The 24,221-nt window shown below is 63.4% G+C and carries 25 protein-coding genes and 1 pseudogene; 14 read left to right on the forward strand and 12 right to left on the reverse strand.

The window, feature by feature from the left end:
* The first annotated feature begins 4 nt into the window (after positions 1–4).
* The 5 genes from sufC to K3148_RS05595 are packed head-to-tail and all read left to right on the forward strand — an operon-like array spanning position 5 to position 3,579.
* Positions 5–757 carry a Fe-S cluster assembly ATPase SufC gene (gene sufC / locus K3148_RS05575; RefSeq protein ID WP_221426315.1) on the forward strand — a complete coding sequence of 251 codons (753 nt, stop codon included), beginning with the start codon at positions 5–7 and terminating at the stop codon, positions 755–757.
* Positions 754–1,506, forward strand: a complete 753-nt coding sequence (locus tag K3148_RS05580) for a SufD family Fe-S cluster assembly protein (protein WP_221426316.1) — start codon at positions 754–756, stop codon at positions 1,504–1,506. Before sufC ends, K3148_RS05580 begins: the two co-directional genes overlap by 4 nt.
* A complete protein-coding gene (locus K3148_RS05585; protein WP_221426317.1) occupies positions 1,503–2,720 on the forward strand; it encodes a cysteine desulfurase in 1,218 nt (405 codons plus the stop codon). Before K3148_RS05580 ends, K3148_RS05585 begins: the two co-directional genes overlap by 4 nt.
* Positions 2,717–3,220: an SUF system Fe-S cluster assembly protein gene (locus K3148_RS05590; RefSeq protein WP_221426318.1), complete on the forward strand. Its 504-nt coding sequence runs from the start codon at positions 2,717–2,719 to the stop codon at positions 3,218–3,220. Before K3148_RS05585 ends, K3148_RS05590 begins: the two co-directional genes overlap by 4 nt.
* Positions 3,220–3,579 (forward strand): HesB/IscA family protein, encoded by a 360-nt coding sequence (locus K3148_RS05595; protein ID WP_221426319.1) that lies wholly within the window; start codon positions 3,220–3,222, stop codon positions 3,577–3,579. Before K3148_RS05590 ends, K3148_RS05595 begins: the two co-directional genes overlap by 1 nt.
* 32 nt (positions 3,580–3,611) lie before the next feature.
* On the opposite strand, the gene K3148_RS05600 is transcribed toward K3148_RS05595, so the two are convergent.
* From K3148_RS05600 to K3148_RS05610, 3 genes are read right to left on the reverse strand one after another with little or no spacing between them, the layout of a single operon-like run.
* Entirely contained in the window at positions 3,612–4,541 is a 930-nt protein-coding gene (locus tag K3148_RS05600; protein WP_221426320.1) for a hypothetical protein, read from the reverse strand.
* 60 nt (positions 4,542–4,601) lie between these two features.
* The gene (locus K3148_RS05605; RefSeq protein WP_247711654.1) at positions 4,602–5,030 is read right to left on the reverse strand and encodes a hypothetical protein; all 429 of its coding nucleotides are present in this window, start codon (positions 5,028–5,030) and stop codon (positions 4,602–4,604) included.
* Positions 5,023–5,709, reverse strand: coding sequence for an EI24 domain-containing protein (locus K3148_RS05610; RefSeq protein ID WP_221426321.1), 687 nt, complete (start codon positions 5,707–5,709; stop codon positions 5,023–5,025). Before K3148_RS05610 ends, K3148_RS05605 begins: the two co-directional genes overlap by 8 nt.
* Before the next feature lie 122 nt (positions 5,710–5,831).
* Here K3148_RS05610 and K3148_RS05615 point away from each other — a divergent pair, with 122 nt between their 5' ends.
* The 3 genes from K3148_RS05615 to K3148_RS05625 all read left to right on the forward strand — a co-directional run bounded on the left by K3148_RS05615 (position 5,832) and on the right by K3148_RS05625 (position 9,446).
* Complete coding sequence (locus K3148_RS05615; protein WP_221426322.1) at positions 5,832–6,827, forward strand: adenosine kinase; 996 nt, start codon at positions 5,832–5,834, stop codon at positions 6,825–6,827.
* Positions 6,828–7,084: 257 nt separating this feature from the next.
* Positions 7,085–8,284, forward strand: coding sequence for an acyl-CoA dehydrogenase family protein (locus K3148_RS05620; RefSeq protein ID WP_221426323.1), 1,200 nt, complete (start codon positions 7,085–7,087; stop codon positions 8,282–8,284).
* Between the two features lie 31 nt (positions 8,285–8,315).
* Positions 8,316–9,446 (forward strand): acyl-CoA dehydrogenase family protein, encoded by a 1,131-nt coding sequence (locus K3148_RS05625; RefSeq protein ID WP_221426324.1) that lies wholly within the window; start codon positions 8,316–8,318, stop codon positions 9,444–9,446.
* A 77-nt stretch (positions 9,447–9,523) separates the two neighbouring features.
* Here K3148_RS05625 and K3148_RS05630 read toward each other — a convergent pair whose 3' ends face one another.
* The 3 genes and pseudogenes from K3148_RS05630 to purD form a co-directional block, all read right to left on the reverse strand.
* The gene (locus tag K3148_RS05630; RefSeq protein WP_221426325.1) at positions 9,524–10,213 is read right to left on the reverse strand and encodes a hypothetical protein; all 690 of its coding nucleotides are present in this window, start codon (positions 10,211–10,213) and stop codon (positions 9,524–9,526) included.
* A gap of 912 nt (positions 10,214–11,125) precedes the next feature.
* Positions 11,126–12,654 (reverse strand): annotated as a pseudogene (locus K3148_RS05635) (tetratricopeptide repeat-containing sulfotransferase family protein); the annotation flags it as partial.
* A 426-nt stretch (positions 12,655–13,080) separates the two neighbouring features.
* Positions 13,081–14,358 carry a phosphoribosylamine--glycine ligase gene (gene purD, locus K3148_RS05640; protein WP_221426326.1) on the reverse strand — a complete coding sequence of 426 codons (1,278 nt, stop codon included), beginning with the start codon at positions 14,356–14,358 and terminating at the stop codon, positions 13,081–13,083.
* Here purD and xseA point away from each other — a divergent pair.
* The 4 genes from xseA to K3148_RS05660 are packed head-to-tail and all read left to right on the forward strand — an operon-like array spanning position 14,357 to position 18,036.
* Positions 14,357–15,826, forward strand: a complete 1,470-nt coding sequence (gene xseA, locus K3148_RS05645; protein WP_221426327.1) for an exodeoxyribonuclease VII large subunit — start codon at positions 14,357–14,359, stop codon at positions 15,824–15,826. The genes purD and xseA overlap by 2 nt on opposite strands.
* A 24-nt stretch (positions 15,827–15,850) precedes the next feature.
* Positions 15,851–16,060, forward strand: coding sequence for a DUF2093 domain-containing protein (locus K3148_RS05650; RefSeq protein ID WP_006832779.1), 210 nt, complete (start codon positions 15,851–15,853; stop codon positions 16,058–16,060).
* 50 nt (positions 16,061–16,110) lie between these two features.
* Entirely contained in the window at positions 16,111–16,986 is an 876-nt protein-coding gene (locus tag K3148_RS05655; protein ID WP_221426328.1) for a M23 family metallopeptidase, read from the forward strand.
* A gap of 51 nt (positions 16,987–17,037) precedes the next feature.
* A complete protein-coding gene (locus tag K3148_RS05660; protein ID WP_221426329.1) occupies positions 17,038–18,036 on the forward strand; it encodes an esterase-like activity of phytase family protein in 999 nt (332 codons plus the stop codon).
* 57 nt (positions 18,037–18,093) lie between these two features.
* Here the strand turns inward: K3148_RS05660 and rpmB are convergent, their stop codons facing one another.
* Complete coding sequence (gene rpmB, locus K3148_RS05665) at positions 18,094–18,381, reverse strand: 50S ribosomal protein L28 (RefSeq protein ID WP_006832776.1); 288 nt, start codon at positions 18,379–18,381, stop codon at positions 18,094–18,096.
* A 159-nt stretch (positions 18,382–18,540) separates the two neighbouring features.
* Between rpmB and K3148_RS05670 the strand changes: the two genes are divergently transcribed.
* Positions 18,541–18,996, forward strand: coding sequence for a nucleoside deaminase (locus tag K3148_RS05670; RefSeq protein WP_221426330.1), 456 nt, complete (start codon positions 18,541–18,543; stop codon positions 18,994–18,996).
* A 398-nt stretch (positions 18,997–19,394) separates the two neighbouring features.
* Here the strand turns inward: K3148_RS05670 and K3148_RS05675 are convergent, their stop codons facing one another.
* The 5 genes from K3148_RS05675 to K3148_RS05695 all read right to left on the reverse strand — a co-directional run bounded on the left by K3148_RS05675 (position 19,395) and on the right by K3148_RS05695 (position 23,537).
* A complete protein-coding gene (locus K3148_RS05675) occupies positions 19,395–20,111 on the reverse strand; it encodes a ribonuclease T2 family protein (RefSeq protein WP_221426331.1) in 717 nt (238 codons plus the stop codon).
* The gene (locus K3148_RS05680; RefSeq protein WP_221426332.1) at positions 20,086–20,508 is read right to left on the reverse strand and encodes a hypothetical protein; all 423 of its coding nucleotides are present in this window, start codon (positions 20,506–20,508) and stop codon (positions 20,086–20,088) included. The genes K3148_RS05675 and K3148_RS05680 overlap by 26 nt, the downstream gene beginning before the upstream one ends.
* A 38-nt stretch (positions 20,509–20,546) precedes the next feature.
* Positions 20,547–21,407, reverse strand: coding sequence for a carboxylating nicotinate-nucleotide diphosphorylase (gene nadC / locus K3148_RS05685; protein WP_221426333.1), 861 nt, complete (start codon positions 21,405–21,407; stop codon positions 20,547–20,549).
* A 118-nt stretch (positions 21,408–21,525) separates the two neighbouring features.
* A complete protein-coding gene (locus K3148_RS05690; protein ID WP_221426334.1) occupies positions 21,526–22,323 on the reverse strand; it encodes a LytR/AlgR family response regulator transcription factor in 798 nt (265 codons plus the stop codon).
* The gene (locus K3148_RS05695; RefSeq protein WP_221426335.1) at positions 22,320–23,537 is read right to left on the reverse strand and encodes a sensor histidine kinase; all 1,218 of its coding nucleotides are present in this window, start codon (positions 23,535–23,537) and stop codon (positions 22,320–22,322) included. Before K3148_RS05695 ends, K3148_RS05690 begins: the two co-directional genes overlap by 4 nt.
* Before the next feature lie 75 nt (positions 23,538–23,612).
* On the opposite strand from K3148_RS05695, the gene K3148_RS05700 reads away from it, so the two are divergent.
* Complete coding sequence (locus K3148_RS05700) at positions 23,613–24,221, forward strand: HD domain-containing protein (RefSeq protein WP_221426336.1); 609 nt, start codon at positions 23,613–23,615, stop codon at positions 24,219–24,221.

Consider the following 24,221-nt stretch of genomic DNA (forward strand, 5'->3'; position numbering starts at 1 on the left):
TTCAATGCTTAAGATCGAAAACCTCACTGCCGAAATCGACGGCAAGCAGATCCTCAATGGCCTGACGCTCGATGTCGCGGCTGGCGAAGTGCACGCCATCATGGGCCCCAATGGCGCGGGCAAGTCCACTCTGTCCTATGTGCTCGGCGGCCGGCCGGGTTACGAAGTGACCGGCGGTTCGGTGACGTTCAACGGTGAAGACCTGCTCGACATGGAACCGCACGAGCGCGCGGCGGCGGGCCTTTTCCTCGGTTTCCAGTACCCGGTCGAGATCCCCGGCGTGTCGAACGTCCAGTTCTTGCGCGAGGCGTTGAATTCGCAGCGCAAACAGCGCGGGGAAGAACCGCTTTCGGGTGGCGAATTCCTCAAGCTCGCCAAGGAAAAGGCCGGTCTTCTCAAGCTCGACATGGGCATGCTCAAGCGCAATGTGAACGTCGGCTTTTCGGGCGGCGAGAAGAAGCGCGCGGAGATGGTCCAGATGGGCATTCTCGACCCCTCCTTCGCCGTGCTGGACGAGACCGACAGCGGCCTCGACATCGACGCGCTGCGCGTGGTCGGCGAAGGGATTAATTCGATCATGCGCTCGCCCGACAAGGCCGTGCTGCTGATCACGCATTACCAGCGTCTGCTCGAAGTGGTGAAGCCCGACCGCGTGTCGATTCTTGCCAAGGGCCGGATCGTGCGCACGGGTGGCCCGGAACTCGCCACGCGCCTTGAGAACGAAGGCTATGACGCGGTGATGGCGGAGCCGGCATGAGCGACGTCGCGACCCTCCCCACGCGCAAGGATGAGGCGTGGCGCTATGCTGCGGTCGACCGCTTGCGCAATAGCGACCTTGCATGGCGCCAGATCGACGTGGCGGCGGGTGAGAGTGCGCGTGAACTGCTGCTCGTAACCGACGAAAATTCCTGCGAAACCGAAGTAACCCGCCTGCGCGTCACGGTCGGTGAAGGCGCGCGGTTCGAACTGTTTGGCGTCATTGCTTCGGCCGACTACGCGCGGGTCGAAGTCGAGGTGACACTCGGCAGGGGTGCGCATTTCGAGATGGGCGGCATCACGGTCGGCGGCCGCGAGACGGTGCGCGAATTCGTCACCCGCACGACCCATGCCGAGCCCGATGGAACCAGCAACCAGACCGTTCGCGCGGTCCATTGGGGCAAGGGTACGGGCAATTTCCTCGGGTCGATCGACGTGGTGCGCCACGCGCAGAAGACCGACGCCGCGCAGGACTTCAAGGGCCTGCTGCTCGAAAAGGGTGCGAGCGTGAATGCCGTGCCGCAGCTCGAAATTTTCGCCGACGACGTGAAATGCGCCCACGGCGCCACCGTCGGCCAGCTCGACGAGAGCGCGCGTTTCTACATGGCGGCACGCGGCCTCACACCTGAACTTTCGCGCCGCCTGCTGGTGCAGGCCTTCATCGGCGATGCGCTGGTGAGCCTCGATGACGAGGAGGCGCAGGAACGCCTGCTGCAAGCCGCGCTGGACAAGCTGGACAAGCACCTGTGAGCGAGGCGGCCACGCTCACCCGCAAGGCGGACTTCCCCGGCCTCGTGACGCCGGAAGGCGAGGTCTGGCACTATCTCGACACCGCCGCTTCGGCGCAGAAACCGCAAGCCGTGGTCGACGCGATGGCCTGCGCGCTGGGGCGCGACTACGCGACCGTGCATCGCGGCGTTTACGGCCGCTCGGCGCAGATGACGCTGGGCTATGAAGCCGCCCGCCGCCGCGTGGCGGAGTTCATCGGCGCCGCATCGGAGAACGAGGTAGTCTTCGTGCGCGGTGCGACCGAGGCGATCAACCTTGTCGCCGCGACCTGGGGCATGACCCGCATAGGCGAAGGCGATCGGATCATCCTCTCCACGCTCGAACACCACTCGAATATCGTGCCCTGGCAAATGCTTGCCGAGCGAACCGGAGCAAAAATCCAGGTTTGCCCTCTGACGCCAGACGGTCAAATCGATCTCGGCGCGCTCGAGGCCCTGCTGACGCCGCGAACCAAACTGGTTTCCTTGGCGCACGTTTCGAACGTCTTGGGCTCGGTCCTCGACGCGCGCAAGGCGGCCGACCTCGCCCATTCGGTCGGCGCGAAAATCCTCCTCGACGGGTGCCAGGCCGCGCCGCGCATGACGCTCGACATGACGGCGCTCGATTGCGATTTCTACGCCTTCTCCGGCCACAAGCTCTACGGCCCCACCGGTATTGGCGTGCTTTGGGCGCGCGAGGAATTGCTCGAACACATGCCCCCCTACCAGGGCGGCGGCGCGATGATCGAGACCGTGGCCTTCGACAGGACCACCTACGCCCCGCCCCCGCAGCGTTTCGAGGCGGGCACTCCCATGATCACCGAGGCCATCGCACTTCATGCGGCGATCGATTACGTCGACGCGCTGGGCCCGGACATGCTCTTCGCCCACGAGGCCGGCCTCGCCCGCACGCTGCGCGAGGAACTGCGAAAGCTCAACGCCGTGACGTTGTTCGGCCCGGAGGAGAGCGCCGGTATCGTGTCTTTCGCCCTCGACGGGGTTCACCCGCACGATCTTGGCACCATATTGGACGAAGAAAACGTCGCGATCCGCGCCGGACACCATTGTGCGCAGCCGTTGATGGCCAACCTCGGCGTCCCCGCCACCGCCCGAGCGAGCTTCGGTCTCTACAGCGACGAAAGCGACATCGACGCGCTGCTGCGCGGAATTGAAAGGACCCGGAGGATTTTCGGATGAACAAACCCCCTGACGACAAGGATTTCATCGCCGCCCCCTCGCCTGCCGATGCGGTGGTCGAAAAACCGCCGCGCGCGCGCGTCGAGGACGCCATCGACCCCGACGAGACGGCGGGCGAGAAGCTCGGGCGCAAGCGCGATTACTTGGAAGGCTTCCTCGCCAAGCAGCCCGAAGCCGAAGGCGCGACCGGCGCGGGCGGCAAGCTGCAGCAGGCGGTGGTCGATGCGCTGAAGGAAATCTACGATCCGGAAATCCCGGTGAACATCTACGATCTCGGCCTGATCTACGGGGTCGAGGTGGATGACGAATGCGATGTCACCGTCACCATGACGCTGACCACGCCGCACTGCCCCGTCGCCGAAACCATGCCGGGCGAAGTCGAACTGCGCGCCGCCAGCGTGCCGGGTGTGCGCGATGCCGAGGTCAATCTCGTCTGGGACCCGCCCTGGGGACCCGACAAGATGACCGACGAAGCACGCCTCGAACTGGGGATGCTCTGATGACCGAGACAACCACCCGCTCCGCACCCAAGGCCGCCGTGATCCTGACACCGCGCGCGGAAGAGCGGATTGCCGAGCTTATGTCCAAGGCGCCCGAAGATGCGATCGGCGTGAAGCTATCGACCCCGCGCCGGGGATGTTCGGGCCTCGCCTATTCGGTCGATTACGTCACCGAGGAAGCCAAGTTCGACGAGAAAATCGAAACCCCGGGCGGCATCTTCTATATCGACGGCGCCAGCGTGCTCTACCTCGTCGGTAGCACGATGGACTGGGTGGAGGACGATTTCTCCGCCGGATTCGTTTTCGAGAACCCCAACGCCAAGGGCGCTTGCGGCTGCGGCGAGAGTTTCATGGTCTGATCGCGGGCGAGGCCTTCTTGCCCCGCCGCTGATCACTCCTCGGCCAGGAATTCGAGCAAGGCGCGCTCGTATTCGTCGACCTTGCCGTCTGCGCCGATCTTCGCGTCGAGCCAGTCTTTCTCGCTGCGCGTCACATCCTGCGCCGCGGCGACATCGTCCTCACGCGACGAGGCATCCGTACCGTCATCGAAGAGGCTCCCGAAACCGCTCGGACGGCTGCGCGCCACGCGGCCGAGGAAGCTGCCGATGCCGTGGTTGGTGTCGGCCATGAAGGCCTGCAATTCGGAAGCACGCTCGCGGCTGATCTGCGCGTTGGCATCCGAGTAGCCCTGCAAATAGTTCGCCACGCCCTGCACGAACAGGCGCTTCCATTCGGGCGAGTTGTCCGCGCCAAGCGTCGCGTCCTTCAAACGGAAAAGCATTTCGGCCTCAGTCTTGCCGACGGCCGCCGGGCGTTCGCTGGCAGGGGCGAAGATCGCGCGGCGTAGCAGCTTCGCCTCGGTTTCGTTGACATTGCCCGCTTCGAGCTGGCCGCCATCGCGCGTAGGTCCGGTGCCTTCAAGGACGGCATGCTCGATCTGGCGCACAGCGTAGTCCTTGAGCGCAACCGGCACGTTCTGCGCACGCTCGAACACGCGCACCAGCACTTCGAGTTCGGCCATGGAGCCGAGCTTTCCGTCGGCGTCGATCTGCTCCATCAGCCACGCCGCATTCGCCTCGCTGACATAGCCGCGCGGCTCCATCTGGTTGATGACGTATTCGCCGATCGCCTCGACGAAGAAATCGGTCCATTCCGGTCCGCGTTCGGTCAGCTCGCGGTTGAGCGCGAAGATCGCTTCGGCCTCTTCCTGCGAGATACGCCCATCGGGCCAGCATTCTCGGCGCAGGGTCTGCACTTCGAGCGGTGTTACCGTTCCGTCGGCGCCCACGCGCTGTGCGATGGCCTGAAACTGTGCGGTCATGGTCGAATTCGCCCCTTGTTGGATTCGGGGCAACGCTAGCGCCTCGCGGTTAAAACCGCCTTACCGCCGCAGCGCTGCGACGCAGGCGGCCCGGTCCACATTTTCGCCATCGCTGGCCCGGCGCGCCTCGACATGGGTGGCGCTAGGGCGCCCACCGGGCTGGAGCGGGTAGAGGTAGATGTCGAGCACGCAGGGGCTGCCGCTGAATTGCAGCTTCACCGCATCGCCTTCCTTCACCTCCAGCCGGGGCGGGCCGAAGAGGTTGGCGAGCGCGGTCGCATCGCGGCCGATCACGCCCTCCAGGCCCGGCAGGTCCATGACGCGCGGCGCGATAAAGCCGCCGCCCGAAGGTGCGGTGCGAACGGGTTGCTGCGGGGGCGTCGCCGTCGGCGCCGATGACGCGCGCTCTCCGGGGAAGTAATCGGGCGGCGTGCTGACGCAGGCCGAGAGGCTGCCGGCAACGGCAATCAGGGTGACGAGGTTACGCAAGGGCGGCTCTCCCGCGGTGGACCATATGGGTGGCGCTCGCCGCGCCGAGCACGGGGGCGAGCAAGTTGAGGAAGGGGACCATCATCAGCCCGGCGACCGTGCCGCCGAGGAGAAAGCGGTTGCCGCCGCCCAGCGGCGCGCGCTCGCCCTCGTCCTGCCGGTGCCGCAGCCAGACCATGTCCTGAAGCTCTCGCCCCAGGAGAAAGCCGTTCACCGCCCAGAACAGGATCGCGGTGCCGATACCGGTCACCAGCAGCATGATTGCAAAGGGCAGCGCGGCGAGGTTCACCAGCAGCGCGCGGCTGGTCGAGCGGATGCCGTTCGCCATCTCGGTGCGAAACCCGAGCGAACGCGCGGCGCTGGCTTCCTGCGGGTAATGCCGCGCCTCGACTGCGCGCACGACATCTTCGGCAAAGAATTGCAGCACGAAAAGCGCGATGAAGCGGAAGAGCAGCCACGCCGCCAGCACCATCACCAGCGCGGTCAGCAAGGCGGACAGTCCTCCGGAAGCATCCCATCCGGCCCAGTCGAACACCCATGCCAGCCCGTGAAACGCCGCAAATCCGAGGCCTGTGAAGATGACCAGCGTGATCGCGAGGCTTTTCACCAGCACCTTCACGATGGCCGGATCGCCCAACTGGCTGAACGACAGGGCAAGGGCGCGGGGGAGCGACATCATAGGCCGATGCGAATCGCGCGTCGCCGCCGACAAGTCAACGCCGCCCTTGGCCTTCCTGCGATGAACCGCTAACCGCGCCCGACAAACCTGTCATTCCTTTCCAAGATTCTTCCGGAGTTACCATGACCGACCCCCGTTACGACGTCGTCGCAATCGGCAATGCCATTGTCGACGTGATGGCCCCCTGTTCCGACGACCTCATCGAGGAGCTGGGCCTTGCCAAGGGCGGCATGACCCTCGTCGATACCGAGCGCGCCAGGGAGCTTTACGACGCCATGGGCCGCGCCACCGAGATCTCCGGCGGTTCGGCCGCCAACACGCTCGCCGGCATGGCTGCTCTCGGCGCGCAGTGCGCCTTCGTCGGGCAGGTCGCCAAGGACCAGCTGGGCGACATCTTCGCGCACGACATTCGCGCCGTGGGCATCGATTTCGACACCGCTCCGCGCGACGCCGAACCGCCGACCGCGCGCTGCCTCATCTTCGTCACCCCCGATGGCGAGCGTACGATGAACACCTTCCTCGGCGCATCGCAGTTCCTGCCGCCCGCCGCGCTCGACGAAGAACTGATTGCCAGCGCCGGTGTGCTCTATCTCGAAGGCTATCTCTGGGATCCGGAAGAGCCGCGTAGCGCCATGCGCCGCGCGATCGACGTAGCGCGCGATGCGGGTCGCAAGGTCGCCTTCACCGCGAGCGAAAGCTTCGTGATCGACCGTCACGGCGACGATTTCCGCGCGCTGATCGACGAGGGCAAGATCGACATCCTCTTCGTCAACGAACACGAGCTGGCCTCGCTCACCGGCAAGGACAATTTCGAAGAGGGTCTCGACGCGCTGAAGGGCAAGGTGCCGACCGTCGTCGCCACGCGCAGCGCCAAGGGCGCGGTCGCGATCCAGGACGGCACGCGCGCCGAAGTCGCCGCCGAGCCGATCGACAAGGTCGTCGACACCACCGGCGCGGGCGACCTCTTTGCTGCCGGCTTCCTCACCGGTCACACGCGCGGCGAAGACCTCGAGACCTGCCTGCGCATGGGCGCGATCTGCGCCGGCGAGATCATCAGCCACATCGGCGCGCGTAGCGAGAAGGACTTGAAGGCGCTGGTCGCCGAAAAGCTCGCCTGATCCACAGCGCTTGCTGAGAAACACGAAAGCCCCGCCCGATACGGCGGGGCTTTTTGCATGGGCGCAGATTTTTCTCCCCGCCCCGCCCCCCGGCCTCTCCGTAGCGGCGGGGCCACCCCGGCGCCCTTCCACCACCCCGCAGCGCGTTAAGAATTTCGATTTGCAACCTTGCGTCCGCGGCGCGCTTGGTGAAAACCGGGCCGCGACAGAGCCCGGCCATCCGGGCCACCAGCGGACAGGCAGCGGAGAGTGACCCCATGAATCTCGACTTCACCCCCGAAGAACAGGCTTTCCGCGAAGAGGTTCGCGCCTTCATCGAGGAAAACTATCCCAAGCACCTCGGCGATGTGGGCCTTCGCGAAGACCTCTCGCGCGAGGATTTCCTCGCCTGGCACAAGATCCTCGGCGAAAAGGGCTGGTCGGTGCCCGCATGGCCCGAACAGTATGGCGGCACCGGCTGGACCCCGACGCAGCGCTACATCTGGTCGGAAGAGAACGCGCGGGTCAACGCGGTCATGCCGCTGCCCTTCGGCGTCTCCATGGTCGGGCCCGTGATCTACACCTTCGGCAATGAGGAGCAGAAGGCGCGCCACCTCCCCGGCATCCGCAGCGGCGAGGTGTGGTGGTGCCAGGGCTATTCTGAACCCGGCGCAGGCTCCGACCTCGCCTCGCTTAAGACCACTGCGGTGCGCGATGGCGACCATTACGTCATCAACGGCCAGAAAACCTGGACCACGCTGGCGCAGTATGCCGACTGGGGCTTCTTCCTCTGCCGCACCGATACGGACGCCGCCAAGCCGCAGGAAGGCATCAGCTTCATCCTCGTCGACATGAAATCGCCCGGCGTGGAGGTGAAGCCGATCAAGCTTCTCGACGGAGGCTACGAGGTCAACGAAACCTGGCTGACCGATGTCCGCGTGCCGGTCGAGAACCTCGTCGGCGAGGAGAACAAGGGCTGGACCTACGCCAAGTTCCTCCTCGCCCATGAACGCAGCGGCATCGCCGGTGTCGCCCGGTCCAAGCGCGGAGTCGAGAAGCTGCGCGAGATCGCAGCCAACGAGACATTGGACGGCGCGCCGCTGATCGAGGACATGGATTTCGCCCGCAAGGTGAGCCAGCTCGAAATCGACCTTGCCGCGCTCGAAATCACCGAACTGCGGACGCTGGCGGGCGAACAGGCGGGCAAGGGTCCGGGACCGGAAAGCTCGATCCTCAAGATCAAGGGCACCGAAATCCAGCAGCGCCTGACCGAACTCACGCTGGAAGCCGTCGGCAGCTACGCCGCGCCCTATTATCACAGCGTCGCGAACGATGACGGCTCGAACGAATATCCGGTTGGCCCGGACTATTCGGCGCATGCGGCGGAAACCTATTTCAATATGCGCAAAACTTCGATCTACGGCGGATCGAACGAGATCCAGCGCAACATCATCTCGAAGATGATCCTCGGCCTCTAAGGGCCCCGAACGGCACGGAAAGGGACGACACGTGGATTTCAACTTCACCGAAGAGCAGGACATGGTGCGCGACGGGCTGTCGCGCCTCGTCCGCGAGCTATACGACTGGGAAACGCGCCGTAAGGCCATTGAGAGCGAGGCCGGATGGCGCCCCGAAATCTGGGCGCAGCTGGCGGAACTCGGCATTCTCGGCATGCCGTTTTCCGAAGAGGTCGGCGGTTTTGGCGGCGGCGCGATCGACCGGATGATCGTGATGGAGGAATTCGGGAAAGGCCTCGTCGTCGAACCCTTCGTCCCCACCGTGGTTTGCGCGGGCGGATTCCTTAAGCACGCGGGCAGCGAGGCCCAGCGCGAGGAGCATCTATCCGCGATCATCGATGGCAGCCGGGTCTTCGCCTTCGCCTATGCCGAACCGCGCGGCCGCTACGATTACGCCGACCTTGAAACCACGGCGAAAAAGGACAGCGACGGCTATGTCCTCAATGGCCACAAGGCGGTCGTCATCGGCGCGCCCTGGGCGAGCCACCTTGTCGTCACCGCGCGCACCGGCGGCGATCGCCGCGACCGCGAAGGCGTGAGCGTCTTCATCGTCGACAAGAGCGCGGACGGTATCGTCACACGCGATTACGAGACCGTCGACGGCCGCCGCGCCTCGGAAGTCTATTTCGAGAACGTCTCCGTCCCCGCCGACGCGCTGATCGGCGAGGAAGGCGCGGCCCTGCCGCTGATCGAGCAGGTCACCGACGAAGCCATCGCCGCGCACTGCGCCGAGGCCTGCGGAGCGATGAAGGTCGCCCATGCGATGACGCTCGAATATTCCAAGCAGCGCAAGCAGTTTGGCGTCCCCATCGGCAAGTTCCAGGTCCTCCAGCACCGCATGGTCGACATGTACACCGCCTACGAGACCGCTGTCTCGCTGACCTATCTCGCCACGATCAAGCTCGACGCGGGCGAAAAGGAGCGCAAGCGCGCCGCCTCGTCAGCCAAGGTCGGCGTCGGCCAGTCGGCCCGCTTCATCGGGCAGGAAGCGGTCCAGATCCACGGCGGCAACGGCGTCACCGACGAATATGCCATCGGCCACTATTTCAAGCGCCTAACGATCTTCGAGAACGAATTCGGAAACGTAGATCACCACCTGAAGCGGCATGTTTCGCTGGCATAGACGAGAAACGGCGCTCCACTCCGACTTAAGTTGTCCAGTAAGCTTCTAGTGGCTGTCCTATTAATTTCGTTGAAAGGTCAACTGGTTTGTGTATCCAGCCAAGCCTCGCAAACTCTATGGAATTCATAATCTTGGGCAAACCAACGTCTAAGATTTTTCTTCGCCTTTTCGCTTAGCGCTGGTGTACCCACATAATTGTTAGCATGGCTCCGATTCTCAGGCCTGATTGCAGGGCGATTTAGGCCGGCCTTCCGCAGAAAAGCGTCAAAATCTTCTTCGAATTTCTCTTGACGGATGATCCAGACTGGGGGGCGAACCTCGAGAAGATTCCCCTGCAGAAAGAACCAACTGACAAGATTTTGGCCTGTATGGCGAATTGACACCATAGCCTGGGTAGCAGCAATTCCTTTTTCGCCTGGGTCGAATAATGCCTCGGCCAAATCATTGGCATGTTCAAAGTCCCGGAATGAAGCTCTCTCGCTTTCTGTCCATGGAACGTTATATACAGGCTGTCCTTTGCGCTTTCTGGAATAAAATCCGGAATAGAAGCGCGTGATTGGGTCTCTAATTGAAAAGAAGTACGAAGCGCCTTGAGGAAGGTCTTTTAAAGAGACGTCATGAGGATGCGGAACAACTTTACGCGGATATTGATCCGCCAGTTTTGTGATCTGCGTTCCAGCTGCTTTCCCGATATGCAAAAAATGGTAAGCATCCGGAGCGTACTTCAAGTTGTTTGTGAGGCGTTGAATTCGGCTGGCAATACCCACGCGCGTACTCCTTATTTGGCAATCGATTTGGGCAAGCGATAGGTCGTTGGATTTCCGAGGACAATTGGCTTCGCTCTGTGAGGGCTTGAAGAGGCCAGCCCTTCCCAAGATTTTACCTAATAGTAGGCAAACGGATTTCTGCCCAGCCATTCGATATGCTCGTAAGAAGGACCGGGCTCAACAGCCATGAATTAGTTTTGGACTTAGGAACGACGCCAAAATCGGTGGGCGCAAAAGCCCTTCGTGCGTTCGAGATGAAAGCGGCGAACTCGACCGCAAGTATCAAGCATCTAATATCTAACCGATCGAAATCGCCGGTCGATGAAAGCCGTGTTTTAGCTTTTCGTGCCGTACGATAAAGCGCCGAAGGGGGGCCATAGATACAACCGGTTGCAGCCACAAATCATTTTGACGAGGTTTTCGGATGCGACTTGAGACTTTTCCAGATTAACCGAAGGTTCGTTCACGCGGCCTTGCAGATGGGTTAGCTAAAGGGGGGCGCGCAACAAGGGCGGAAACTGATTATTTTATGACCGGTCCACACGATGAGAGGCTGGCATCCTTCGAATTAGCCGTCGAGCTACGCTGCGACCGAGCTGCTTCACAAGTTGCCGAATGAGATCTGGTTTGGGTGGTTTGGGCCCTAATTGTTTCTATGACCGAGAAGTTTATCGAAACATAATCGAGCGACTAGATTTGCCTCTTAAAATGTTTAACGAACCGTGCTATTGAGCATCGGTGTAAGGGCCGCTGAAAATCAGTGAATTTTACCTATCCATCCAGGTTACGAATTATCTATGAAGCCTGTGATAGGGTGGTCTCACGTCGGCAACTGTTAAAGCGATTGCGAGACTTCAAGCGCATATCTGCATGTATCGGCACCAGGCTTTTTCTATTAGCGACTTGTTCGACCTATTTTAGCCAACTTTGGACGCTTGCTGTATCGAAGGGCAAGTCCAAAGCTTTCTTGAGAGGGTCAAGCCAAGGCCTGAAATGCTCCCAAGCATCTTGTCCACTTCGGTTTATCGGCTGGCGAACCTGCTCGCTGCTCGCAGTCCGCACGGCGAGGCCAGACTTATGGAAGTCGCGACAGGCTTCTTCAAGCGGAAGTCCACCATAATCTAGCATCCGTCGGGTCTGGCCTTCGACATCATCGAGCACGTCTTCGTGCCGCACGCGCAGTACCTTTCCCGGCAGGACGCGATCCCAGTGGTCAAATAGAGAAACACAGTCGAAGTAATAACGGCCGATTTCTTCAAGCCCGTAGGTAAACTCCTGCCCTTCAGCGAAGAATTGCTTGTGCCCGGAGAAACAGCAATCCATCGGTGCACGCCGGGCATCGATGATTTTTGCATTGGGCAGGATCAAATGGATCGGGCCAATGTGCCGAAAGTTATTCGGCATCTTGCCGATAAAATAGGGTGCGCCGTGCCGGTGCCGGCGGGTGTTCTCGATGTACTTCTCACCCAATTGTGTGAGGTCCTCGCGAGTAAGGTCCTGTAGTCCCTCCGGATACCGCGAACTGCCTGCTTCGCGCCCTCTCAGGAGATGCTTAAGCGCGAGGATATCGGGTAGCTCTAGCGCGCCATCCACTTCGCTGTGGTTGGATAGGATCTGCTCCAGCAAACTCGATCCCGCCCGGGGAAGTCGGAGAATGAAGATTGAGTCGGCTGCGGAATGCCCCGCACAGGCACGGGAGTCGAACAATTGAAGCGTAAAAACTTCGGCTTGCCTCGCCAGTTCCTCGCGCATCGAACTGGCGCTGTATCGCGTTTGCGCCCTCTTGAGTGCGTTACCTTCGTCGTAGGGGGCGAAGGAGGTCTCGTATTCCTCTCTATCCTCAAATGCCTTGCCAAGCGCAAAGAAAAGATGGACGCGGTCCATGAATGCGAGATCCGGCCGAACAAGCTTTTCGCGCATAGCGCCGATCTCGCTGTCCTAAAACCTGAATTCCTTGAGGTCCGCGAGCGCATATTGGGCGTCGCCATGATCATGCTTTGCGGAAAAGGCGGCACGATAGCTCTCAGTGGCATCCGTCTGCCAGCCCGTTGTCTTTAGTGCGTGGCCGCGGCTGGTTAGCGTCGCCGGATCACGCGGCAGCTTTTCGAGAACCGCGTCGAAAAGCTCGAAGGCCCTGTCATAGTCACCGGTCTGCATGCTTTCGATTGCGAAATGCGACTGGACCAAAGGATCGTCGGGATCATGGACGTAAAGCGCCTCGGCCTCAGCGCGCGCCCTCTCGAACTTCTGACGGCGGCGTAGCGCATCGGTTTAGTCGAGGCGAATCTGGATAATCTCCGGCTCAAACACCGCAGCGGTATCTAACAAAAATCGGCATCTTCAAGAACGCCTATTTGCTTGTCTATCATTGCCAGCAACCGCATGCCTTCAACATTCTTTGGATGGCCGCGTAAATAGTGGCGACAGATCTCCTCGGCTCGCGGCCGCGGTGAGCGTTTCGTTGGCACTCACGGGGAAAATATCGTTCACATAATCAGCAGCGAGGCGATAATCTTCGATGGGATCGTCACGGCCCGACTAAGCACTTCGTAGAAGCCGCGATCGTGTGTGTTTATCGGTAGTTCCACCAGGGGTGGGGCAGGGCGCGCATCGTTTTCGGAAGACATGCTCCCAATTTTAGGGAAGGCGACACATGATGCAAATTCGAGCCGCGAATGTTAATCTTAGGCTGAGGGGGGGCGGGGGCTTACCGAAGTCAGGGATCGAGCGCCTCACGGCGCCCCGAAACCCGAGATAGCGATAATCGATTGAAGTTGTCGGAATGGGTCTGCTGTCCACTCTGCTTCAGCCTTAGCCGCCAAGTTCGACATCGCATAGTAGCGGACATGACGGACAAGCATCCGGCCTCACCCGTGCCGTTCCCGCCTCACTTCCCTCTGGCCGATATCGCGGCGGCAGAAGCCGTCGGCGAAGTCGATCGCGTCGACGGCCTCATAGGCACGCTTCTGGGCTTCGGTGGCGCTGGTGCCGCGGGCGGTCACGTTGAGGACGCGGCCTCCGGCGGCGACTAGCGTTCCATCCACGCGCTTCGTGCCGGCGTGGAAGACTTTGGCCCCGCTTGCCTCGGCGTCACCCAATTCGATCCTCCCGCCCTTCTTCGGCGTGCCGGGATAGTCCTCCGCCGCCATCACTACGGTCAGCGCGTAATCCTCGCTCATCGTCGGCGCCTCGATTTCGCCGAGGCGTTTTTCGGCGCAGGCCAGCATCAGCTCCACCAAGTCGCTTTCCAGCCGCATCATCAGCACCTGGCATTCGGGATCGCCGAAGCGGACGTTGTATTCGATCAGCTGGGGGCCGGTCTTGGTCAGCATCAGCCCGGCGTAGAGCACGCCGGTGTAGGGCATGCCTTCCTCGCGCATGGTGCGCACGGTGGGCTCGATGATTTCGGCCATGGCCTGTTCGCGCAGGGCATCGGTCAGCACCGGGGCGGGGGAATAGGCGCCCATGCCGCCGGTGTTGGGGCCTTCGTCGCCATCGCCCACGCGCTTGTGGTCCTGCGCGCTGGCGAGCGGCACGATGGTCTCGCCATCGGTGAGCGCGAAGAAGCTCGCCTCCTCGCCGGTGAGGAACTGTTCGATCACCACTTCGGACCCTGCGCTGCCGAACTTGCCGTCGAACATTTCGGACAGGGCTTCCTGCGCGTCCTCGCGGGTTTCGGCGATCACCACGCCCTTGCCTGCCGCCAGGCCATCGGCTTTCAGCACGAAGGGCGCGTCGAAATTCTTGAGCGCGCCCCAGGCGGCTTCGAGCGAGGTGCAGCGCACGAACTTGGCGGTCGGGATGCCGGCGCGCTCGCACAATTCCTTCGTGAAGCTCTTGCTGCCTTCGAGCTGGGCGGCGGCTTTCGACGGGCCGAAGCTGAGTATGCCAACGTCCTTCAGACTGTCCGCCAGCCCTTCGACCAGCGGCACTTCGGGGCCGATCACGACGAGGCCAATCGCGTTTTCCTCGCAGAACTTGACCACGGCGGCGTGGTCGCTGCTATCGAGGGGAACGCACTCTGCGCATTCGTCCATGCCGGGGTTGCCGGGGCTCGCCCACAGCTTGTCGCATTGGGGCGATTGCGCCAGCTTCCACGCCAACGCATGTTCGCGTCCGCCGCTGCCGAGCAAAAGGATATTCATGGCCGCCGATTTCCCACCCGATGATGACACTGACGGCTTGGTAGCGAAGCGCCGCCCCGGCGACAACGCCGAGCCGCTGTCGGTGAGCGAAATCTCGAACATTTTGAAACGCACGGTGGAGGACCGCTTCGGCTTCGTGCGACTGCGCGGCGAATTGTCGGGCGTGAAGCGCGCGGCTTCAGGGCATCTCTACGCGGCGCTGAAGGACGAGAAGGCCGTGATCGACGCGGTCATGTGGCGCGGCAACACCCAGCGCCTGCCGTTCAATCCGGAGGACGGGCTGGAGGTGGTCGCCTCCGGCAAGCTCACCACGTATCCGGGCCGCTCGAAATACCAGATCGTGGTCGAGCGGATGGAGCTGGCTGGCGAAGGCGCGCTGCTGGCGCTCCTGGAAAAGACCCGCGCGCGGCTGGCAGCCGAAGGGCTGTTCGACGAAGGCCGCAAGCGCCGCCTGCCGTTCCTGCCCAGGACCATCGGCGTGGTCACCTCGCCCACCGGCGCGGTGATTCGCGACATTCTCCACCGCCTTGCCGATCGTTTCCCGAGCCGCGTGGTCGTATGGCCGGTGCTGGTGCAGGGGCAGGGCGCGGCGGACCAGGTCGCGGGCGCGGTGCGCGGTTTCTCGAACCTGCCGGAGGGCCATCCCGACCGCCCCGACCTCGTGATCGTCGCGCGCGGAGGCGGCTCGATCGAGGATCTATGGAGCTTCAACGAGGAACAGGTGGTGCGCGCCATCGCCGAGTGCTCGATCCCCACGATCAGCGCGGTCGGGCACGAGACCGACACGACGTTGGCCGACTTTGCTGCCGACCGCCGTGCGCCGACACCCACCGCGGCGGCCGAGATCGCCGTGCCGGTCCGCGCCGAACTCGCCGCGACGCTGGCCGATTTCGAAGCGCGTACCAAGCGCGCGATCCTGCGCCCCGTGCAACTGGGTCGCGAGCGGCTGGAAGCGCGCGCCGACCGGTTGCCCTCGGCCCAGACGCTGCTGCAACCGCAGGGGCAGGCGCTCGACGATCTGGCCGACGCCCTGCGCCGCGGCCTCATGGACCGCACCGGCAAGGCGCGGGAGGCGCTGGCGCGGCACCGGCTTTCGCCCGGCACGCTCAAGGGAATTGTGCGCGAAGGCCAGAACAAGCTCGATGGCTTGCGCCTGCCCCCAAGCCTGCTCACGCGGCCGTTGGGCGAGAAGCACAGCCAGCTCGACGCGCTTGCCCGGCTGGCGAGCCAGCTCCACCCCGACCGACCGCTCAGCCGTGGTTTTGTCCGGGTCACGACGAGCGACGGGCGCACGCTGACCGACCGCGCCGAAGCGGCGAAGGAGGCTGCGCTCACGCTCAAGTTCCGCGATGGCGATCTTACGGTCTCGACCGGCGATGCCCCGCCGCCTCCCCGCCCCGCCCCGCCGAAGAAGCGCGCCGCGCCGAAAAAAGGAACGCCGCCCGCGCAGGACGATTTGTTCGGATAGACACGTCCTGCTAGGATAGAGCCCATGTTGATGAACAAGAACGCCGGCCCGCCCCCGGGCGAGGCCAAGCTGCATTACGGACCCAACGGATTTCGCGTCCTGCGCACGGGCAACCACGTCTTCTGCGCCGCCAGCGGCGTGCCGATCCCGCTTGAGGAATTGCGTTACTGGTCGGTCGAGCACCAGGAAGCCTACGCCAGCGCCGAACTGGCGACCGAGCGGCTGAAACCGTGAATCTGCGAAGGGTCGCTCCGTTTCTCTTTCTCGCTGCGAGCGCCTGTTCGGTGGCAACACCGCAGGCCGATATCATGACCGCTCCGGTGGCGGAGGAAGCTGTGGAGGCCCCGGAGGCTGCCAAGCCTGAACCGGTGGCGGCGGCACCGGCTCCCGTTCGAACGGTGGACCTGACTATTACGCTGGAAGACAGCGCGCTGACGCAGGGTGGTTGGGTGCGCGGGACGGTGCCCGCAGGCACGCAGAGCGCGATGATCGGCGACACGCCGGTCACATTCGACGAAGACGGCAATTTCTTCGCCGCCTTCGACCGGGACGCGCCATCCTCGCTCCTGCTGACGGCAGAGCACGAAATTGGTCGCAGCCTCGTCCAACCGCTCGCCATTGCCCCGCGCGCATGGGACATCGAGCGCGTCAATGTCGCCAAGGGCACCGGTGGCGGCGGCGAGGCGTGGTGGGCCAAGCGCGAGCCGGAATGGCTGGCGATCAAGGAAGCGCGCGAGCGGGAGACGGGCGCGCAAGGGTGGCGGCAGGAGTTCATCTGGCCGGTCACCGGACGCATATCAGGCCGGTTCGGGCGCCAGCGCATCTATCGCGGCGAGCCGGGCAGCTACCATTCGGGAATCGACATCGCGCCGGGTGACGGCACGCCCTTCGTCGCTCCTGCCGATGGAGTCGTGGTCCTCGCCCGGACCGGTTTCAGCCTTGAGGGCGGGATCATCATCCTCGACCACGGCGCAGGCCTCAACAGCGCCTTCATCCACCTCTCGCAGCTTTCGGTCAGCGAGGGCGAGACGGTCCGGCAGGGCCAGAAGCTCGGCAATGTCGGGGCCTCGGGCCGCGCGACCGGGCCGCATCTTCACTGGAGCCTTGTGTGGAAGGACAATCGCCTCGATCCGCTCCTTTTCCTGCCGCCCATGCCATGACGCGGCTTTCGCTCAGGGTAGCGACAGACTAGCAGCGCCACGGCGATGCCCGTGAAACGCAAAACCCTTGCCCTCCTGGTCGCGCTCGGCCTTGCGCCCGGTACCTTCGTGCGCAGCGAACCCGCGCCGCCCGATTACACCTCTCCGGTGACGATCGAGCGCCTCGACGTGGAGCGACTGCGGTCGGGCCCGCTGGTGCTTGACGGCGCGTGGGAGCTCTCGAGCGAGAACGACCATTTCGGCGGGTATTCGGCGCTGGTTATGCGACCGGAGGGGGAATTCCTCGCCGGGAGCGACGCCGGGCGGCTGATGCACCTGCCCCGGCCCGACCGTTCGGATGCGCCTCCGCGGCTCGACAAGTTCCTCAATTTCGAACGCGCCGACAAGACTCATGTGGACTTGGAATCGCTCACCATCGACCCAGCGACCGGCACGGTCTGGGCCGGTCTGGAATGGGCGCAGCAGATCATCCGCTTCGGGCCGAAACTGCGCCCGCAAAGCCAGGTCCGCCCGCCGGAGATGAAGGATTGGGGCAGCAATTCGGGCCCCGAATCGCTGGTGCGCCTCAGCGACGGGCGCTTCGTGGTGATCGAGGAGCATTCGCCCGGCCATGCGCGCCACGCGGCCCTCCTCTACCCCTCCGACCCGACCGAGGGTGCCGAGCCGATCCCCTTCACCTTCATGGGCCGCTCCGGTTTCCGTCCCTCCGACGCCGCCGTGTTGCCCAATGGCAAGATCGTGGTGCTGATGCGTGGGCTGGAGCTATGGCTGCCGCCACGCTTTCCTGCCCTGCTCCTGATTCTCGATCCCGCGGATATCGAGGCGGAGGCGGAGGTGGAGAGCCGCTTCCTCGCGCGGATCGAAGACCCATTCCCCAGCGACAATTACGAGGGCCTCGCCGTGGTCGACGAGCGTGACGGCAGCTGGAGCCTGTGGCTGATCTCGGACGACAATTTCGCAAGTTACCAGCATACCTACCTGCTCAAGCTGCGCTGGGATCTGCGGCAGAAGGCGGGCGGCAAGCAGGCACGGCAAAAGGCGCGCAGGTAAGCCCCGCGCGCCTTTCGCGTGATCGATTGAGAACCGACGCCGAAGCGCCGCCAGACCTTAGGAGGCGGCGGCAGCCTTCTTCAGCTCGCGCTTTACCTTGAGCGCATTGGCCGACAGCTTCTCGTCGCTGGTCTTCATCAGCCAGTTGTCGAGGCCGCCATTGTGCTCGACCGAACGCAGGCCCTGCGTCGAAACGCGGAACTTGAAGCTGCGGTCCAGCTTCTCGCTCATCAGCGTGACGTTCTGCAGGTTGGGCAGGAAGACGCGCTTGGTCTTGTTGTTGGCGTGGCTCACATTGTTGCCGACCTGGCGGCCCTTGCCGGTGAGTTCGCAAATACGCGACATGATAAGTCTCTTCGTTCGAATGGGCGGGGCGAGTTCCCGTGACCGCGTGTGGGCGGGTCGGGGGCTCATTATTCCCGGAAAGCGGCGCGCATAGCGGTGAGGGTGCGAATCGTCAAGCGCGTTGCGCGCCGGCCCGCCGGGGGCTAGCGAGGCGCTGGTATGGCTTCCTGGACCCTCCCGCAACCCATGAAACGCGCGCTCGAACTAGCGCAAGCGAGCGCGGCGGCGGGCGAGGTGCCTGTTGGCGCCGTGATTACGCGCGACGGGGCGATCATCGCCGAGGCGCACAACACCCCGCGCGAGACCTGCGACCCCACCGCCCACGCCGAAATCCTCGCGATTCGCCGCGCGGCCGAAGCGCTGGGGCAGGAACGCCTCAACGACTGCGAGCTATGGGTCACGCTGGAACCTTGCGCCATGTGCGCCGGAGCCATCGTCCATGCGCGGTTGGCCAAGGTCTATTACGGCGCGAGCGACCCCAAGGGCGGCGCGGTGGAGCACGGCGCAAGAGTCTTCGAGCAGGAGCAATGCCTGCACAAGCCTGAGGTCTACGCGGGGCTGGGCGAGGAAAAGGCGGCGGATATGCTGCGCGAGTTTTTTCGGGAGCGGCGGTAAGCTGGCGCCGCGGCTGACGACCTGATTGCAGAAGTTCAGCGCCTTAATCCTTCCACGTAGAAGCGGAGTTCCTCAGCGACTGTCATGGCTCGCTCGCGAAGTCCAGGCATCGCGCTGAGTCCCATATGCTCGGTTTCAATTTGGACAAGGTATTCAGCAACATCGGCATTTGATTGCCCATTCCAAAGTTTCGCAGCTGCGTGAAGCAAGTAGCAATCGTATTCGTCTGCGGCCTCCTTAGGCCAGCTGCCATTTGGCCCAGCAATCCCAATAGGGTCCCAGTGCCCCCATCCAATATCGCGCAGACATGAAAGCTTGAAAGTCGGAACGGCATTCATTGTTCTAGTATACTTTGGATTAGGGAGATTTTCACACGATAGCCGACATCGGCAAGCTTGCTACAAGCCCCGCCAGATCTTCGCCGCCTCGCCATCGCCCGCACCGAAGCGCCGCCGGTCGCAGGCCTTGGGCATGAAGCGCGTGTCGTAGCAGAGCCGCAGTTCTTCCAGCCAGCCCTTGCGGTCCAAGTGGACGCCGATAGCTTCGGGAAACCAGCCGGGGTTCGCGTCGGCGAGGCGGGTGCGGATGGTGCCGGCGGTGAGGTCGTCCTCGCGGCTGATCCGCACGAAATCGGGCCAGCGCAGGCCATTGTAGAGGATACGGGTGACCTTGAGATAAGTCGCGGGCGCGTTGGCCATGCAGGTGCCGTGCTTTTCCCACTGCCGAGTGACGAGCGCGGCGTCGGGGCTGATGCAAAGGTTCTTGCGCAGATCGACCGCGCTCATGTCGCGGCCCCCGCACCATTGCGGCCAGCCTCCCCTGCTTTCGGGCCAAAGGCCGTGGACGGTGAAGCCGAAGCGCCCCTCGCGGCCCGAGCATTGGCGCGCATGGCGGCGCTGGCTTTCGCGGAAGCGGCAGAATTCCGGCGCCCAGTTCAGCGCGAGCGTGTAGCCGGCCACCGGCAGGCGGCGCGGCGCCTTGGTCGCAACACGCGGAACCTCAACACTGCGCGGTAGGCTGCATTGATAGGCTTGTGCGGAGGCCGCAACCGGCAGGGCCTCGGCGCATGCGACTGCGGCGGCGAAAGCTCTACGGATCGCTGCGCAGCGCCGCATCGTCCCCCCGGAACCACGCGTTCGCTGGTGGCAGGAAGCTGAAGACGATCGCCGCCGCCTGCAGCACCAGCGATGCGGCTGCGACGATAACGCCTCTGCCACGGTCGTCGGACAGAGCGGTGACGATCGGCCATGCCTGCCAGATGAGGAAAGCGACGAGTAGGTAGCGCACGAAACCGATCCGTAGCCGCGCGGCCATGAACCACAGGACCAGCATGATACCGACTACGAAGGCAATGCTGGCCACCAGCAGCGTGTCGGGATCGAGCCCGCGGCGCACCAGATCGCCCGCCGCGCTCTCGCGCATCGCGGCGTAATCGCGCACGGCGTTGGCGAGGACCAGCGCAATCGCGCCGAAGTAAAGCAGTTCGAATGTACGGATAGCCTTGGGCCGCATGGCCACCTCCTCCCTGTCCCCACGTCTTTTGATAAGATCTAGAGAGGGGTGAAGTCCAGCCCGATATCCGCCGCAGGCGCGCTCTGGGTCAATCTGCCCACGGAAACGTAATCGACGCCGGTCGCAGCCTTGGCCCGGATGGTGTCGAGATTGATTCCGCCGCTTGCCTCGGTCGGGACGCGCCCGGCGACGAGCGCGACCGCTTCGCGCAAGGTGTCGGGCTCCATATTGTCGAGCAGGAGGCGGGTGGCGCCGGCTTCCAGCGCGGGTTCGATCTGGTCGATCCGGTCGACCTCGCAAATGATGTCCTTCACCCCGGCCTCGACCGCACGGCGTACGGCCTCGCCGACGCTTCCGGCGACGAGGACGTGGTTGTCCTTGATCATGGCGGCATCCCACAGGCCCATGCGGTGGTTCGCCCCGCCGCCCATGCGCACGGCGTATTTCTCGAGGTGGCGCAGGCCCGGAATGGTCTTGCGCGTGTCGAGCAGCGTGCAGTCGGGATTATCCATCGCGGAGACATATTCGGCGACCATGGTGGCGATTCCCGAGAGGTGCTGGACCGTGTTGAGCGCCGCGCGTTCGGCAGTGAGCATGGCGCGCGCGTTGCCTTCGAGGCGCATGAGGTCGGTCCCGGCGGATACCTGCGCCCCTTCCTCGACGAGGATGTCGATGGCCATGTCCGGGTCGAGCGCGCGGAAGAATGCCTCGGCCACTGGAAGCCCCGCGACGTGGATTGCATCGCGCGTGTCCATGACGCCCGAAAAGCGCGCATCGGCGGGGATGACGCTTTCGCTGGTGACATCCTTGCCGCCGCCGGGAAGGCCCTCGCCGAGGTCCTCCGCCAGCGTATCGCGAACGAATGCGTCGAGGTCGAAGCCTGTTAGATTAAATGCCACACCGAATTCCGTTCGCCCTGAGCCTGTCGAAGGGCCGTTCTTTTTCTTTGAGCACGGCACTGGAAGTGAAGTGCAGGGCTTCGACAGGCTCAGCCCGAACGGGTTGAGATATTTGGTCCTAGTGCACGAACCTTGCGACGACGTCACGGTAGCTGCGCGACACCTTCACCTCCGCCCCACTATCGAGCACGAGGAAGCATTCGCCGTTCGTGTGCGGCTTAACCTGCCGGACCTGGTCGAGATTGACGATGGTCGAGCGGTGCACGCGCTGGAAGGTGCGCGGGTCGAGGCGGCGCTCGAGGTCCTTCATCGTCTCGCGCAGGATCAGCGAATTGTCGCCGGTATAGATGCACATATAGTCGCCCGCGGCTTCGATATGCTCGATCGTGTCGACCTCGACGCGGAAGATCTGGCCGCGGTCCTTCACATTGATGAGCTTTTCGTAGCGACCGGCGGCCTCGGCGTCCTCGCCCTCCATATCCTCGACCGCTTCAGGCGCCACTTCGGAGAGAACGCCGCGCAGGCGGTCGGCCTCGTCGCTGCTTTTCTTTTCGGCGAGGCGCTGGCGCACGCGTTCGATCGTGTCGGCGAGCTTGTCCTCGTCCACCGGCTTCATCAGGTAATTGACTGCATTCGCCTCGAAGGCGCGGATCGCGTGCTCCTGGAAGGCGGTGACGAAAACGAACAGCGGCGGGTCGATCTCCATGACGCCCTGGACGACGGAAAAACCGTCGAAACCGGGCATCTGGATGTCGAGGAAAACGAGGTCGGGCTTGAGCGTCTTGATCGCGCGGATCGCCTCGCGACCGTTCTGGCAGGTTTCGATCACCTCGACATCCTCGAAAGGCTCGAGCCGCAATTGCAGGCCCTGGATGGCGAGTTTCTCGTCGTCGACGAGGATCGTTCGAATAGTCATTTCGCGGTACTTACCTTCTGGGGGGACTTCACGGATGCAACGGTCGAGGGGCTGGAGGGTTTCGGCAGCGCTGTCTTCCCGTCTGCGGCAGAAAGCTCCGCCTCATCGGCGAATTCGTGGGGAATTTCGATCAACACGGTGAAACCGCCGCTTTCCGGGCTGCGGATTTCGAAACGGTGGTCGTCGCCATAGGCCTGCGCCAGCCGATCGCGGATATTGGCGAGGCCGACACCGGTCGAATCGCGGCGCTTGTGCGTGGCCATGACGGCGGGCAAGTCGTCCGCCATCCCGCCGACGTCGACACCGGGGCCGGTATCGGAGACGGTGATCCTGAGCCGCGGCCCTACGATCTGCGCCAGCAACGAGATTTCCGCGCCCTCTTCCTGCGGGCTGACCCCGTATTTGATCGCATTCTCGATTAGCGGCTGCAGCAGCATGGAAGGGATCTGCGCCTTGGACGCCCGTTCCTCGACGCGAAATTCGGTCTGGAGGCGTTCTTCGAACCGCATCCGTTCGATCTCGAGGTAGAGCTTCAACGTCTCTACCTCCTGCGCCACCGTGACCTTGCCCCCAGGTTGAGTGACGAGCGTGTGCCGCAGGAAGCTGGACAGCCGGGTCAGCATGGCGTTGGCAGGCTTGGTCTGGTTGAGCAGCACCAGCGTGCTGATCGAGTTGAGCGTGTTGAACAGGAAGTGCGGGTTGAGCTGGTAACGCAGCATGGCCAGCTGCGCGCTGGTTGCCTGCGCTTCCAGCCGCTCCAGCCGGTCGGCCTGCTGTTCGACCTGGAGGAAGAAATTGATTGCGTAATAGAGCGCGGACCAGGCGCCGAGCAGGGTGAGGTCGAAGAAGTAGATGCCGATGAAGATGCGCACGAAGCCGGTTTCGGCCGTCGGGCGGGTGAGGCCGAGCACCCAGCTGTCGATGAAGGAATAGACGCCGACCGCGACCGCCAGCACCATCGCGGTGCCGCCCCATGTCACCAGCGGCTTCTGGCGAATGAGCTGGGCGTAGACGACCGAGAGGATGAGGCTGATCGAGAATCCCGTGATCGTGGCGATCAGGATGACGAACAGAAACTCGAGCGGCTGGCCGTTGGCAAAGGCCGACATGGCGCGCAGCACCGCGGTTCCGCCCCAGCCCGCCAGCTGGAGGTTCCAGAACGCCTGGTTCTTGTTGTCGAAGAACGGCGTCGGATTAAGGGGCAACACAGCCATCTGCAGAGCCTCCTAGCCCGATTGCACGCCGCTTTGCCAGCAGCTACTCTTGCCTGAGATAGTTGGAGAGAGCCGATGAACAAGCCGGAGAACCTGACCCACGCCATCATGGAGCGCGCAAAGTTCCGCGAAATGAAGGAAGGGACGAAGGAAGACTGGGCCATCATCGGCGCGGAATACCGCGCTTTCGCCAAGGACTTGCCCGATCGCGTGCTGGAGCATCTGAAGCTGCTGGACGGCGATTTCGGGGGGTTTCCCGTGTGCCGGCTCGAACATTCGCTCCAGACCGCGACTCGCGCCCATCGCGACGGGCGGGACGAGCAATATTCGGTCATGGCGCTGCTCCACGACATCGGCGATACGCTGGGAAGCTACAACCACCCCGAGGTCGCCGCAGCGATCCTCAAGCCCTTCGTGACCGAGGAAATCCACTGGATATGCCAGAACCACGGCGCCTTCCAGGGCTACTATTACTTCCATCACCTTGGCATGGACCGGGAGATCCGCGAGGAATTCCGCGACAACCCGCATTTCGATGCCTGCGCGGAGTTCTGCGAGAAATACGACCAGGCCGCCTTCGATCCCGATTACGAGAGCGAGAGCCTCGAATTCTTCGAGCCGATGGTGCGCCGCGTGATGGCCCGTCCGCTCGCCTCGATGTACAAGGTAGCGGTCGAGGAATAG

Origin of the sequence: Qipengyuania aurantiaca, assembly GCF_019711375.1 — a bacterium.
Taxonomy (GTDB): Bacteria; Pseudomonadota; Alphaproteobacteria; order Sphingomonadales; family Sphingomonadaceae; genus Qipengyuania; species Qipengyuania aurantiaca.

Bases quoted from the DNA above. Each gene is read 5' to 3' on its own strand.
- sufC (WP_221426315.1), top strand. From the start codon at position 5: ATGCTTAAGATCGAAAACCTCACTGCCGAAATCGACGGCAAGCAGATC.
- K3148_RS05580 (WP_221426316.1), top strand. From the start codon at position 754: ATGAGCGACGTCGCGACCCTCCCCACGCGCAAGGATGAGGCGTGGCGC.
- K3148_RS05590 (WP_221426318.1), top strand. From the start codon at position 2,717: ATGAACAAACCCCCTGACGACAAGGATTTCATCGCCGCCCCCTCGCCT.
- K3148_RS05595 (WP_221426319.1), top strand. From the start codon at position 3,220: ATGACCGAGACAACCACCCGCTCCGCACCCAAGGCCGCCGTGATCCTG.
- K3148_RS05600 (WP_221426320.1), bottom strand. From the start codon at position 4,541: ATGACCGCACAGTTTCAGGCCATCGCACAGCGCGTGGGCGCCGACGGA.
- K3148_RS05610 (WP_221426321.1), bottom strand. From the start codon at position 5,709: ATGATGTCGCTCCCCCGCGCCCTTGCCCTGTCGTTCAGCCAGTTGGGC.
- K3148_RS05615 (WP_221426322.1), top strand. From the start codon at position 5,832: ATGACCGACCCCCGTTACGACGTCGTCGCAATCGGCAATGCCATTGTC.
- K3148_RS05620 (WP_221426323.1), top strand. From the start codon at position 7,085: ATGAATCTCGACTTCACCCCCGAAGAACAGGCTTTCCGCGAAGAGGTT.
- xseA (WP_221426327.1), top strand. From the start codon at position 14,357: ATGGCCGCCGATTTCCCACCCGATGATGACACTGACGGCTTGGTAGCG.
- purD (WP_221426326.1), bottom strand. From the start codon at position 14,358: ATGAATATCCTTTTGCTCGGCAGCGGCGGACGCGAACATGCGTTGGCG.
- K3148_RS05650 (WP_006832779.1), top strand. From the start codon at position 15,851: ATGTTGATGAACAAGAACGCCGGCCCGCCCCCGGGCGAGGCCAAGCTG.
- rpmB (WP_006832776.1), bottom strand. From the start codon at position 18,381: ATGTCGCGTATTTGCGAACTCACCGGCAAGGGCCGCCAGGTCGGCAAC.
- K3148_RS05670 (WP_221426330.1), top strand. From the start codon at position 18,541: ATGGCTTCCTGGACCCTCCCGCAACCCATGAAACGCGCGCTCGAACTA.
- K3148_RS05675 (WP_221426331.1), bottom strand. From the start codon at position 20,111: ATGCGGCGCTGCGCAGCGATCCGTAGAGCTTTCGCCGCCGCAGTCGCA.
- K3148_RS05680 (WP_221426332.1), bottom strand. From the start codon at position 20,508: ATGCGGCCCAAGGCTATCCGTACATTCGAACTGCTTTACTTCGGCGCG.
- K3148_RS05690 (WP_221426334.1), bottom strand. From the start codon at position 22,323: ATGACTATTCGAACGATCCTCGTCGACGACGAGAAACTCGCCATCCAG.
- K3148_RS05695 (WP_221426335.1), bottom strand. From the start codon at position 23,537: ATGGCTGTGTTGCCCCTTAATCCGACGCCGTTCTTCGACAACAAGAAC.
- K3148_RS05700 (WP_221426336.1), top strand. From the start codon at position 23,613: ATGAACAAGCCGGAGAACCTGACCCACGCCATCATGGAGCGCGCAAAG.